Here is a 12,821-nt window from a genome sequence, read left to right on the forward strand (position 1 = left end):
AACATGACAGGCCGCATTGAAACAGTCTTCCTCGATACCTATAACCTGTCACCATAAGACGAGGGTGGGGGGAAACGTCTCTTGCCCGTAACAGCAAGAGGACTTGATGCCCTGGAGCAATCAGAATGGCGGCGGCGGCCCTTGGGGCGGCGGCGGTGGCGGTAACGGAAACGGCAAGGGCCCCTGGGGCTCCGGACCGAACCGGCCCGGAAACGGAAACAATCCGCCTGAACTCGACGAAATCATACGGCGCAGTCAGGACAGCCTGAAACGCATGATTCCCGGTGGAGCAGGCGGTGGCGGTCTGGCTCTTCTCGCCGTCGTGGTTGTCGGCGCGCTCTGGCTCTTCCAGTCGGTCTACACGGTGCAGCCGGACGAGCGTGGCGTCGTTTCGCGCTTCGGTGTTCCGAAGAACGAAGTCTCGATGCCGGGTCTGCATTTCCATTTCTGGCCGGTCGAACGCGTCGAACTGGTCAAGGTGACCGAACAGCAGGCCAATATTGGCGCCAAGTCCGGTTCGAACAGCGATGCCGGCCTGATGCTCTCGGGCGATCAGAACATCGTCAACGTGCAGTTCTCTGTGCTCTTCGCCGTGACTGATGCGCGTGCCTATCTCTTCAACGTCGAAGACCCGCGCGATACGCTGCAGCAGGTGTCTGAAAGCGCCATGCGCGAAGTCGTCGGCTCGCGGCCTGTCCAGGACATCTATCGCGACAACCGTCAGGCCGTTGCGGAAGACGTGAAGAACATCATCCAGGCGACGCTCGATTCCTACAAGACCGGCATTTCGATCCGCACGGTTGCCATCGAGGATGCGGCTCCGCCGCGCGAAGTGGCCGATGCCTTCGACGAAGTCCAGCGCGCCGAGCAGGACGAGGATCGCTACGTCGAGGAAGCCAACAAGTATGCCAACCAGAAGCTCGGCCGCGCCCGCGGTGAAGCCTCGCAGATCCGTGAAGAGGCAGCCGCCTACAAGGATCGCGTGGTGAAGGAAGCCGAAGGTGAAGCAGCCCGCTTCAACTCCATCTACACCGAATATGCCAAGGCTCCGGAAGTGACGCGCGAGCGCATGTATCTGGAAACCATGGAAGGCGTGATGAAGGCGAGCAAGAAGATCGTCATGGACGGCCAGGCCGGCCAGTCGGTGCCGTATCTGTCGCTCAATGAGCTGATCAGCAAGAACCCGGCAAAGGGAGAGACGAAATGAACAGCAATCGTCTTTCCATCGGTATTGTCGCCGCGGCTCTCATCGCGCTGATCGCCTATTCGTCCGTCTTTGTCGTCGGCGCACGCGAGCAGGCGCTCGTCATCCGCTTCGGCAAGATCCAGTCGGTGAAGACCGACCCGGGCATCTATTTCAAGCTGCCGTTCTCGTTCCTTGATGCCGACCGCGTTCAATATGTCAGCGAACAGGCGCTTCGCTTCGACCTCGACAACATCCGTGTCCAGGTAAAGGGCGGCAAGTTCTACGAAGTCGATGCCTTCATCGTCTACAAGATCACCGATGCGCAGCTGTTCCGCGAGGCTGTGTCCGGTGACCGGACCTCGGCGGAATCGCGTCTGCGCACGCGTCTCGATGCTGCTCTGCGCCGCGTCTACGGTCTGCGCGGGTTTGAGTCTGCTCTCTCGCAGGAGCGCAGTTCGATGATGCAGGAAGTGCGGACGGACCTGAAGAACGACGCCAGCGCGCTGGGTCTTTCGATCCTTGATGTTCGCATCCGCCGCACGGACCTGACGCGCGAAGTCTCGCAGCAGACCTTCGACCGCATGAAGGCCGAGCGTCTGGCGGAAGCCGAACTGATCCGCGCCCGCGGTGTGCAGGAACGGCAGCGCCGCGAAGCCATCGCCGACCGTCAGGTTGTCGAGATCGTAGCCGATGCCCGGCGCGAATCCGAAATCCTGCGAGGCGAGGGCGACGGCCAGCGCAGTGCCATCTTCGCCGACGCCTATGGCAAGGATCCGGCCTTCTTCGAATTCTATCGTTCGATGAATGCCTACAAGAACAGCCTTGCTTCGCCGGACACGAACCTCGTGCTCTCGCCCACGTCCGATTTCTTCCGCTATTTCAACGATGCGGGCGGAAAGAAGAAGCTGGACGAGCGGCTTCCGGCTGATGCGGCAAAGGCTCCGCAAGCGCCGGCTGCGCAACCGTGAGCGTTCTTGCTACCGATTTCCTGATCGGTTTCGCATTCTTCATGATCATCGAGGGGCTGGCCTATGCGCTGGCCCCTCGGCTTATCAAGCGCATGGCGGAGCGGATCCCCGCCGTGTCCGAGGAGCGCCTCCGGATTTTCGGCATCGTCACGCTGGCCCTCGGCGTCGGACTGGTCTGGCTGCTGCGCTAATCGAAGGCGCGCTCACAGAAACGCCACTTTACCCGGAAGGATGGTGGCGATAACAAGAGCGACCTGCTTCATCACATGCGCCGGCGATTTGCGGGCGCGATCTCCAACGGGAGAAATGCCGCGTGTCACGTCCGTCTTCCACGTTCCTGCTTGTTTCGGCTGTCGCGGCCGCGTCTATGCTGATCATGCCTGCCATGCCCGTCCAGGCGCAGAGCGCCGCAGTCCAGCAGCGCGGGCCGGCCTCCGTTGCCGATCTGGCAGAGGGACTGCTGGATGCCGTCGTGAACATCTCGATTTCGCAGGATGCCGAAGGCAGCGACAGCGATAGCGGTTCGCCATCGCCGAAGGTGCAGAAGGACGCGCCCTTCGAGCAATATTTCAACGACTACTTCAACAAGCGGAAGAAGGACGGCGGCAAGAACCGCAAGGTCAATTCGCTCGGGTCCGGCTTTGTCATCGACACCGCCGGCTACATCGTCACCAACAACCACGTGATCGAGGGCGCCGACGAGATCGACGTCAACTTCGCCGACGGCACGACGCTCGAAGCCAAGCTGATCGGCACCGACACGAAGACCGACCTTGCCGTGCTCAAGGTCGAGCCGAAGGCGCCGCTGAAGGCCGTCAAGTTCGGCGATTCCCGCAAGATGCGGATCGGCGACTGGGTGATGGCGGTCGGCAATCCGTTCGGGCTCGGCGGCACGGTGACGGTGGGCATCGTCTCGGCGCGCGGGCGTAACATCAATGCCGGCCCGTATGACAACTTCATCCAGACGGATGCCGCGATCAACAAGGGCAATTCCGGCGGTCCGCTCTTCGACATGGAAGGCGACGTGATCGGCGTGAACACGGCAATCATATCGCCGACGGGCGGCTCGATCGGCATCGGCTTCTCGATCCCCTCCGAGATCGCCATGAACGTCATCGAACAGCTGAAGACCTATGGCGAGACGCGGCGCGGCTGGCTCGGCGTTCGCCTGCAGCCGGTCACCGACGACATGGTCAAGACGCTCGGCATGGACAAGGCGCGCGGCGCCATGGTTGCCAGCGTGATTGCCGGTGGTCCGGTCGAGAATGGCCCGATCAAGTCGGGCGATGTCATCGTCTCCTTCGACGGCCGGCCGGTGAAGCAGGCCCGCGACCTGCCGCTGATCGTCGCCGAAAGCCCGATCGACAAGGATCTGCAGGTTGTCGTCATGCGCGACGGCAAGGAAACGACGGTTACCGTTCGTCTCAAGCAGATGGCAAAGGATGCCGAAGACGATACCGAAGCCGCTCCGGAGGCGCTGGATGATGGCGGCTCGTCTGATGAGGTGAAGCCGCAGAAGCCCGGGAAGCCTGAAAAGCCTCATGATGGCGACAAGGCCGTTTCTCCGGATGGCCCGGTTCTCGGCATGTCGCTGAAGGCGCTCAACGACGACCTGCGCAAGCAGTTTTCCATCGAGAAGAGCGTCGAGGGCGTTGTCGTGGCGGAAGTCGAGCCCGGTTCGCCGGCCTCTGAAAAGGGTATCGTCGCCGGGGACGTCATTGTCGAGATCGCCCAGGAGTTCATCTCGACCCCGGCGGACGCGGCCGCCAAGATCACCTCGCTCAAGCAGGCCGACCGGCGCAACGCGCAGGTGATGGTCTCCAACAACAAGGGCGACTTGCGCTTCGTCGCGATCAGGCTGGAATAGGGGCTTTCGGTTTCAGGGGGGAAGGATGCTCGTCCATAACGAGCGGATAAAGCTTGCCGCCAACGCGCTGGATCGGCTCTCCACGGCGTTTGTGGTCGTCGGGGTTCTGGGGCGGACCTTCAATTATTCACCCGGTGCGGAGATGTGGATCGGCCTTGTCGGCGTTGCCACTTGGATTTTGGCGGCTGCTGGCTTACATTTGGCTGCAAGGCAAATTCTCGGAAGGCTCAAGCCATGACCCCGGATATTTTCTTCTGGTACGTTTTTCCGCTGATCGTCGCCGTTTTGGGCTTTGGGTGGGTGATTTACGACAGCCGCAAGACGAAGCATAGGCACCATCCCGGCGAGTAACTTTATCAGACGGCTTTCGTGGCTGGATTTCTCAACCTGTAAAGCACATGCCGCTTCAGATGCGGAAGATCATCCGGAACCCGCTTGTGGTCGAAATCATCGGCCGGGTCGTGGGTGAAAGCCAACCGCTTCATCACCGCAATTGACCGCGCATTGTCCTGTACGGCGAAAGATACCAATTCGTCGAACTTCCGGATCTTGAACGCATAGTCGATCAGCGTCTTACCGATCTCGGTGATGTAGCCATTGCCTCAGTGGCGGCGCGCCAGCCGCCAGCCGATTTCGACGGCCGGCGTGAAATGTTCCTCGAACAGAACCTCGGCAATTCCGGCGATCCCGATGAATTCACCGGTTTCCCTCAGGGTCAGAGGCTGCAGCCAGATGCCGAAGCGCGCTTGCAGCTCCATGCAGCTGCGCACCGTCGCCTCGACCTTTTCCCGCGAATGTGGTCCGCCGAAATAGTGCATGACTTCAGGATCGCTGCAGAGCGCGAAAAACGGTTCGATGTCCGTCTCCGTCCACGGGCGCGAGATGAGGCGAGGGGTTTCGAGCGTGGTCACCTGAAATCGCTCTTCCGATACCCCTGGATATAGAGGAGCGCGGTCAGGTCGCCGTGATCGATGCGCATCCTGGCCTGGGCGGCGACGGACGGTTTGGCGTGGATGGCGACGCCGGAGCCGGCGAGCTGGAGCATGCCGAGATCGTTGGCGCCGTCGCCGACGGCAATGGCATCGTCGGTGTGGATGCCGAGCGTTTCGGCGATGTCGAGGAGGGCATCGACCTTGGCCTGCTTGCCGAGGATCGGTTCGGCAACGATGCCGGCGAGCTTGCCGTCATCCTCGATCAGGACATTGGCGCGGTTTTCGTGGAAACCGAGAACGGAGGCGATGCGGCCGGTGAAGACGGTGAAGCCGCCGGAGACAAGCGCGGTATAGCCGCCGTTGGCGGTCATCGTGTCGATCAGTTCCTTGCCGCCGGGTGTCAGCGTGATGCGCTTGGCAATCACTTCGTCGACAACGGTGACGGGCAGGCCCTTGAGAAGCGCGACGCGTTCACGCAGCGCAGGCTCGAACTCGATCTCGCCGTTCATGGCGCGGGCGGTGATGGCGGCGACGAGATCCTTGAGGCCGACTTCGGCGGCGAGTTCGTCGATGCATTCCTGGCCGATCATGGTGGAATCCATGTCGGCGATCAGCAGCTTCTTGCGTCGGGTCTCGGCCTCTTGAACCACGATGTCGACCGGCGCACCGTCAAGGGCCGCGGCGAGTGCGGCCATCGCTTCGCCGGCGTCCGTCCCATCTCTGAGTGCGATATCGCAGGCGATCCCGTCGGCGAGCCAGTAGAGACCGGCGGCGGAAACCGCGGCTGCGGCCTTTTCACCGAGCGCCGGGACGAGTACAGGGTTTTGCGGATTGGCGATGAGCGTGGCGACGAGAGCCATGGAGATACCTTGTGAGCGAATACGACGCGATCCTGATAACCGGCCCGACCGCCAGCGGCAAGTCCGCTCTGGCGCTTGACTGGGCGCGCCGTGTCGATGGCGTCGTCGTCAATGCCGACAGCATGCAGGTCTATGACACGCTGCGTGTGGTGACCGCCCGTCCTTCCGAAGCCGAAATGGCGGGCGTCGAGCACCGTCTCTATGGCCATGTACCGGCCAATACGACCTATTCGACCGGGGCGTGGCTCAGGGCAGCGGAGGCCGAGATCGCGGCGATCCGTGCGGCTGGCAAGGTGCCGGTAATTGTTGGCGGCACGGGTCTTTATTTCAAGGCGCTGACGGGCGGGCTTTCCGAGATGCCGGACGTGCCGGAGGAGTTGCGGCTGGCGCTTCGGGCGCGGCTGGCGAAGGAGGGGCCGGAGGCGCTGCATCAGGTGCTCGCGGCGCGTGACCCGCAGGGGGCTGCCCAGCTGCAGCCGGGCGACGGGCAGCGGATCCTGCGTGCGCTGGAGGTGCTGATGGCAAGCGGCAAGCCGATTGCGCATTTTCAGGCGATGGCCGGTCCGGCGATCATCGATCCGTTGACGGCGCGCAAGATGGTTGTTCTGCCCGAGCGCGATATCCTGCGCGCCCGGATCAATCGCCGCTTTGCCGCGATGATGGAGGAGGGGGCAGTCGAGGAGGTCGATGCACTGCTTTCGCTCTCGCCACCGGCGGACGTTCCCGCCATGAAGGCGATCGGCGTGCCGCAGATTGTTTCGATGCTGAAGGGCGAGATGAACCGCGCCGAGGTGATCGAGCAGGCGAGTACGGCGACCCGGCAATATGCCAAGCGGCAGATGACCTGGTTTCGCAACCAGATGGACGAGAGCTGGGAGCGTGTCGCGCCCTGAGGCGCGAACGGGCCTTGCGCGATCAATCCTTGTAGAGGCTGGAAAGCGGCTTTTTCAGCAGGCTTTCGCGCAGCGTCGAGGGACGGTTGGGGTCGCGGCGAAGCGTGGTGAGGCCGGAGGCTTCCCCCGACTGACGGGCGTGTGTGCCGCTGTCGAAACTGTTGTCCGCCCGCAAGGTCTGCACCGGAAAGCGTGCCGGCTCCGGCGCGGAAAGGGGCTCGCGGCCCGGGAGCATGTCGGCGCTATAGGGCTCAAGCGCGCTTCCGTCATCGATCGACGGCAACTGTTCCACCTGGCGGCGGTTGTTTTCCTCGAAACTCTCCTGGAAGGCCGAGATGTCGGGGGTGCTCGAAATCTGCCGCATCTGCGCGATGATGCCGCGCAGGTTGATGTTGTCGCCCGCATCCTCGACCTCGGCCACTTCCGAAGACGTCGTCTTGGGCAGGTGGATGGCCGGCAGCCGGTCGAATTTCATGCGCATCGGCACGCCGACCGCTTCGCCGAAGGCGATGGCCTCGCCGTTGCCGAGCGACGAAATGAAGTTCGTGGCCGACATCGAGGTTTCGGGAATGGCCGAACGGATGATGTGCTGGTCGTTCTCGTTGGTCAGCCGCATGGTGAAGACGGTCGAGCACTGCGACAGGATGGTCTGGTCGAGATCGCCCGGACGCTGCGTCACGATGCCGAGTGCAACGCCGTATTTACGGCCTTCCTTCGCAATGCGCGCGATCGACTGGCGGGTCGGGAAGAAGCCGAGACTGGGGTCGGACGGGACGTAGCGATGGGCTTCCTCGCAGACAACCAGCATGTGGATCGCGCCATTCGACCAGAGGCCGATTTCAAACGCCATGCGCGTCAGAACGGAGGCAACCGAGTTCACGACTTCCGAAGGAATGCCGGACAGCTGGAAAACCGTGATCGGCTTGCCGTCGCCGGGGATGCGGAAAATGGTCTGGATCGTGTCCATGATCGTGTCGTTGATCGTGTTCGACGAGAACATGAAACGATAACGCGGATCGTTGATGGCGGAGACGACCCTGAGCTTCAGCGATCGGAGATGCGGCTTTTCGGAGCGGCCCTCGAGCTTGCCGATGCGCTCGTCGATCAGCGCCAGGAGATCGGAGATGCGATAGGGGACCGGGGTGTCGGCGGTGATCGAGGAGCGGTCCGACTGGCGGCGCATGAGGCTCGATTCGCCGCGAAACGCCTTCTTGGCCTCGGGGATGAGATCGCGCAGCGCATCGACTTCTTCCGGAATGCCCGGCCGGCCGCGGAAGATCACCTCGGTGAACTCTTCCAGCCGCATCAGCCAGAAGGGCAGGTCGAGCCGTTCGGGATCGATTACGATCGAAAGGTCGGAGAAGGCGGCCGCGAATTCGTTATGCGGGTCAAGGATCAGGATGCGAAGCTTGGGGTCCGACTGCACGGCGGCGCGCAGCAGCAGCGACACGGCCGAGGATTTGCCGACGCCCGTCGACCCGACGATGGCGAAATGCTTGGAGAGCATGGAGGGGACATGCACCGAGGCGTCGATGCTGTTGTCCTGCGAGAGCTTGCCGATGACGCAGCTTTCGCCGTTGCGGTTTTTGTAGATGAGCTTCAGGTCGGCCTTGCGGATGCGGTGGGCGATCGCGCCGAGATGCGGATAGGTGCTGATCCCGGTGGAGAAGCTCTCGCCGCCTTCGTCATCGACGGCCACTTCGCCCATCAGTTCGACTTCGACACGAAAGACGTTGTCGATGCCCGGAAACCAGGACTTGTTGTCGGTCTGCATGGAATCGACCAGCGCCACGACGCGGTTCTTGCCGACGCTGATGGATATGAGGCGACCGACCGACCAGCGTTCGGTCAGGTCCGTGGTGCCGCTTTCGATGATGGCGGCAATGGTCGCGCGCGCGCCGCTGCAGGCCACGACATGCCCAAGCAGACGGTCGCCTGGAGCGTCTGCATCTCTGCGTTCTGCGGCGGACGTCGCCGAACCTTTATCCATCATCATTCCAACTTTCGCTCGAACCGCGAGTTTAAGGCATCAGTCTTAATGCGAGGTTTCCCGTTTGGCGTAGTTTTTTCCCGTTGCGGGGCGTTGACGCCCTGCATCTTTGCCGTTAACACTCCGTTCCATGACAAACATGATTTCTCTTATCGTGGTGGGACGGCGCATGGGCAGGATGGTGTAACCATCCGGCGATAGCCACCCATGCGCTAAACACAGGCTCCTCCAAGGGGCCTTTTTTTATGCCCTAAAACACGCTAGACACCCCGCAAAACCAAGCAAAACGGAACAAGGACGATGACGGGTAAGGACACTCAGAACGACGGGAAGATGACCGGGGCGGAGATCGTTCTCCGTGCGCTGAAGGACAATGGCGTCGAGCACATCTTCGGCTATCCCGGCGGCGCCGTGCTGCCGATCTATGACGAGATCTTCCAGCAGGAGGACATCCAGCACATTCTCGTGCGTCACGAGCAGGGCGCCGGCCATGCAGCCGAGGGCTATGCACGCGCAACCGGCAAGCCCGGTGTCATGCTGGTCACTTCCGGTCCGGGTGCCACCAATGCGGTCACGCCGCTGCAGGACGCTTTGATGGACAGCATCCCACTCGTCTGCCTGTCCGGCCAGGTTCCGACCACGCTGATCGGTTCGGATGCCTTCCAGGAATGCGATACGGTCGGCATCACGCGGCCCTGCACCAAGCACAACTGGCTGGTCAAGGACGTCAACGATCTGGCCGCCACCATCCATGAGGCCTTCCGCATTGCAACGACCGGCCGTCCCGGCCCGGTTGTCGTCGATATCCCGAAGGATGTTCAGTTCGCCACCGGCACCTATACGCCGCCGTCCGCTACCCAGCCGAAGGGCAATTACAAGCCGAAGATGCAGGGCGATCTCGATCGCATCCGCGCGGCTGTCGAGCTGATGGCAAATGCGCGTCGTCCGATCATCTATTCGGGCGGCGGTGTCGTCAATTCCGGGCCGGAAGCCTCGCAGCTCCTGCGCGAACTGGTCGAGCTCACCGGCTTCCCGATCACCTCGACGCTGATGGGGCTGGGTTCCTATCCGGCTTCGGGCAAGAACTGGCTCGGCATGCTCGGCATGCACGGCACCTACGAAGCGAACATGGCGATGCATGATTGCGACGTCATGGTCTGCATCGGCGCGCGTTTCGACGACCGTATCACCGGCCGTCTGAATGCCTTCTCGCCGAATTCGAAGAAGATCCATATCGATATCGACCCGTCCTCGGTCAACAAGACGGTTCGCGTCGATGTTCCGATCATCGGCGATGTCGGCCGGGTTCTGGAAGACATGGTTCGCTTGTGGCGCGCCACCGCCAACAAGGCCGACAAGTCGCATCTCAAGGACTGGTGGGACGACATTACCCGCTGGCGCGCCCGCAATTCGCTCGCCTATCGGCCGAATGACGATGTCATCATGCCGCAATATGCGATCCAGCGGCTCTATGAGAAGACGAAGCATCTCGACACCTACATCACGACCGAAGTCGGTCAGCACCAGATGTGGGCGGCGCAGTTCTACGGCTTTGAAAAGCCCAACCGCTGGATGACCTCGGGCGGCCTCGGCACGATGGGCTACGGCCTGCCGGCAGCACTCGGCGCGCAGATCGCGCATCCGGAAAGCCTCGTCATCGACATTGCGGGCGACGCGTCGGTGCAGATGACCATGCAGGAAATGTCTTCGGCGGTTCAGTATAACGCGCCGATCAAGATCTTCATCCTGAACAACCAGTATATGGGCATGGTCCGCCAGTGGCAGCAGCTGTTGCATGGCAACCGTCTGTCGAACTCGTACACGGAAGCGATGCCCGATTTCGTGCTGATGGCGCAGGCCTTCGGCGCGCATGGCATCCGCTGCGAAAAGCCGGGCGATCTCGACGACGCGATCCAGGAAATGATCGACGTGAAGAAGCCGGTTCTGTTCGATTGCCGCGTGGCAAACCTCGCCAACTGCTTCCCGATGATCCCGTCCGGCAAGGCGCATAACGAAATGCTGCTCCCCGACGAGGCCACCGACGAAGCCGTTGCCAACGCCATCGACGCCAAGGGCCGCCAGCTCGTCTGACGAATAGGAAGGACAAGGATCATGAACGCACACCTACAACCGACCGGCTCCGCCTATTTCATCGACAAGGAAACGCAGGCCGTTGAAAACCACACGCTTTCGGTACTCGTCACCAACGAGCCGGGCGTGCTTGCCCGCGTCATCGGCCTCTTCTCGGGCCGTGGCTACAATATCGAAAGCCTGACGGTTTCCGAGACGGAGCATGAGGCACACCTGTCGCGCATCACCATCGTGACGCGCGGCACGCCGCATGTTCTGGAGCAGATCAAGGCGCAGCTGGAGCGCATCGTGCCGGTTCACCGCGTCGTGGACCTCACGGTTCGCGCGCTGGAACTCGGCTCGGATCGTCCGGTCGAACGCGAACTGGCGCTGATCAAGGTTGCGGGTTCCGGCGAGGCGCGCGTCGAGGCGCTGCGTCTGGCAGAAGCCTTCCGCGCCAAGGTGATCGACGCCACCGTCGGCCATTTCATCTTCGAAATCACCGGCAAGCCGTCGAAGATCGACCAGTTCATCTCCATCATGAAGCCGATGGGCCTGATCGAGGTCTGCCGGACGGGCATTGCGGCGCTCAACCGCGGCCCGCAGGGCATGTGACAGCGCGGAAACGCCTTTCAGATGTTTACTTTGATCCCCGGCTTGTCCGGGGATTATTTGTTTGGGGCTATGGTCTCATCTGTCGTCGGTGTCCAAAGACACGTGCTTGTCGTATATGCTCGATAAAGCCTCGGGCACGACACTGATGGGGATGGCCGAGCATCATGGCCTTAGGGTAAAGGGTGAACATGACAGTCCGTGATAGCGCTTCCGCCCGCGCCGGCGAGGTCTTCACCACCTTTCTCAAACTCGGGCTCACCTCCTTCGGCGGGCCGATCGCGCATCTCGGTTATTTCCGGGACGAACTGGTTTTACGTCGACGCTGGATCGATGAGGCGCGCTATGGGGAGATCGTGGCGCTCTGCCAGTTTCTGCCCGGGCCGGCGTCCAGCCAGGTCGGGTTCTGTCTCGGCCTGTTGCGGGGAGGGCCGCTTGGGGCGCTCGCGGCCTGGACGGCCTTCACGTTGCCTTCGGCGCTGCTTCTCATCCTCTTTGCCTATGGGGCCGCGTCCTTTGGTGGACCGGTGGAGGCGGGCATTCTGCATGGGCTGAAGCTGGTCGCTGTCGCGGTTGTCGCGCAGGCGGTTTATGGCATGGCCAAAAGCCTGACGCCGGATAGGACGCGGGCGGGGATCGCGCTTGTTGCGGTGCTGATCGTCACCTTCATGGCGAGTGCCGTCGGGCAGGTGGCGGCGATTGCCGTTGGCGCCGTGGCAGGGCTCATTCTCTGCCAGCAGGCAGGCGCGGGGCAGGTCGGGCATCTCACGGTGCCGATTTCGCGACAGTTCGGTATGGGCTGTCTGGTGGCGTTTTTCGCGCTGCTGATCCTGCTGCCGCTCTGGGCTTCGATGAGTGGCTCGGGGAATGTCGTTCTCTTCGATGCCTTCTATCGTTCCGGCGCACTGGTCTTTGGCGGCGGGCATGTCGTGTTGCCGCTTCTGAAGGCGGAGATTGTCGACAAGGGCTGGCTTTCGAACGATGTGTTTCTGGCGGGCTATGGTGCGGCGCAGGCCGTGCCCGGACCGCTCTTTACCTTCGCCGCCTATCTGGGCGCGGCCATCGGGCAGGCGACGGGCGATCTTTCGAGTGCCGCCGTGGCGCTGGTCGCGATCTTTCTGCCTGGTCTCCTGCTGGTGACAGGCGTGCTGCCCTTCTGGGAAATCCTGCGGAAGCGGCAGGATGCGCAGGCCGCGATGCGCGGTGCAAACGCGGCCGTGGTCGGCATTCTGGGGGCGGCGCTCTACAATCCGGTCTGGACGAGCGCCGTGCTGTCGCCCGCCGATTTCGCCTTCGCGCTTGCCGGGTTTCTCGGGCTCACCATGTGGAAACTGCCGCCCTGGGTGGTGGTGATCGCCCTGCCTCTGGCGGTGCTGGGGATCGGCCTGATCTGAACTGTCGCTTCTTGTTGACTGGGAAACCAAATCCAGATAGTTTCTTAGT

General features: G+C 62.3%; 11 protein-coding genes and 1 pseudogene. 9 read left to right on the top strand and 3 right to left on the bottom strand.

Translation table 11 applies throughout. The features are described from left to right. The first annotated feature begins 106 nt into the window (after positions 1–106). From hflK to LQK84_RS09430, 5 genes are all read left to right on the top strand, one after another. Positions 107–1,207, top strand: a complete 1,101-nt coding sequence (gene hflK / locus LQK84_RS09410) for an FtsH protease activity modulator HflK (protein ID WP_230828446.1) — start codon at positions 107–109, stop codon at positions 1,205–1,207. Continuing rightward, the gene (gene hflC, locus LQK84_RS09415; RefSeq protein ID WP_230828447.1) at positions 1,204–2,154 is read left to right on the top strand and encodes a protease modulator HflC; all 951 of its coding nucleotides are present in this window, start codon (positions 1,204–1,206) and stop codon (positions 2,152–2,154) included. Before hflK ends, hflC begins: the two co-directional genes overlap by 4 nt. Continuing rightward, positions 2,151–2,345 carry a DUF2065 domain-containing protein gene (locus LQK84_RS09420; RefSeq protein ID WP_330166402.1) on the top strand — a complete coding sequence of 65 codons (195 nt, stop codon included), beginning with the start codon at positions 2,151–2,153 and terminating at the stop codon, positions 2,343–2,345. The genes hflC and LQK84_RS09420 overlap by 4 nt, the downstream gene beginning before the upstream one ends. 176 nt (positions 2,346–2,521) lie before the next feature. Further along, on the top strand, positions 2,522–4,021 hold the full coding sequence (locus LQK84_RS09425; RefSeq protein WP_230828630.1) for a Do family serine endopeptidase: 1,500 nt from the start codon (positions 2,522–2,524) through the stop codon (positions 4,019–4,021). A 25-nt stretch (positions 4,022–4,046) separates the two neighbouring features. Then, on the top strand, positions 4,047–4,259 hold the full coding sequence (locus LQK84_RS09430; RefSeq protein WP_230828448.1) for a hypothetical protein: 213 nt from the start codon (positions 4,047–4,049) through the stop codon (positions 4,257–4,259). A 118-nt stretch (positions 4,260–4,377) separates the two neighbouring features. On the opposite strand, the pseudogene LQK84_RS09435 reads toward LQK84_RS09430, so the two are convergent. Both LQK84_RS09435 and serB read right to left on the bottom strand, forming a co-directional pair. Continuing rightward, a pseudogene (locus tag LQK84_RS09435) lies at positions 4,378–4,932 on the bottom strand (GNAT family N-acetyltransferase). Beyond that, complete coding sequence (gene serB, locus LQK84_RS09440; protein WP_230828449.1) at positions 4,929–5,813, bottom strand: phosphoserine phosphatase SerB; 885 nt, start codon at positions 5,811–5,813, stop codon at positions 4,929–4,931. The pseudogene LQK84_RS09435 and the gene serB overlap by 4 nt, the downstream one beginning before the upstream one ends. An 11-nt stretch (positions 5,814–5,824) precedes the next feature. On the opposite strand from serB, the gene miaA reads away from it, so the two are divergent. Continuing rightward, positions 5,825–6,706 carry a tRNA (adenosine(37)-N6)-dimethylallyltransferase MiaA gene (miaA, locus tag LQK84_RS09445; protein ID WP_230828450.1) on the top strand — a complete coding sequence of 294 codons (882 nt, stop codon included), beginning with the start codon at positions 5,825–5,827 and terminating at the stop codon, positions 6,704–6,706. Positions 6,707–6,728: 22 nt separating this feature from the next. Here miaA and LQK84_RS09450 read toward each other — a convergent pair whose 3' ends face one another. Continuing rightward, entirely contained in the window at positions 6,729–8,699 is a 1,971-nt protein-coding gene (locus tag LQK84_RS09450; protein WP_230828631.1) for an ATP-binding protein, read from the bottom strand. A gap of 330 nt (positions 8,700–9,029) precedes the next feature. Here LQK84_RS09450 and LQK84_RS09455 point away from each other — a divergent pair, with 330 nt between their 5' ends. The 3 genes from LQK84_RS09455 (at position 9,030) to chrA (ending at position 12,772) form a co-directional block, all read left to right on the top strand. Then, positions 9,030–10,787 (top strand): acetolactate synthase 3 large subunit, encoded by a 1,758-nt coding sequence (locus LQK84_RS09455; protein ID WP_230828632.1) that lies wholly within the window; start codon positions 9,030–9,032, stop codon positions 10,785–10,787. A gap of 21 nt (positions 10,788–10,808) precedes the next feature. Beyond that, positions 10,809–11,381: an acetolactate synthase small subunit gene (gene ilvN / locus LQK84_RS09460; RefSeq protein ID WP_230828451.1), complete on the top strand. Its 573-nt coding sequence runs from the start codon at positions 10,809–10,811 to the stop codon at positions 11,379–11,381. Positions 11,382–11,569: 188 nt separating this feature from the next. Then, positions 11,570–12,772 carry a chromate efflux transporter gene (gene chrA / locus LQK84_RS09465; RefSeq protein WP_230828452.1) on the top strand — a complete coding sequence of 401 codons (1,203 nt, stop codon included), beginning with the start codon at positions 11,570–11,572 and terminating at the stop codon, positions 12,770–12,772. Positions 12,773–12,821: the final 49 nt, after the last annotated feature.

This window comes from Rhizobium sp. C4, from assembly GCF_021026315.1.
Classification (GTDB): domain Bacteria; phylum Pseudomonadota; class Alphaproteobacteria; order Rhizobiales; family Rhizobiaceae; genus Ensifer_A.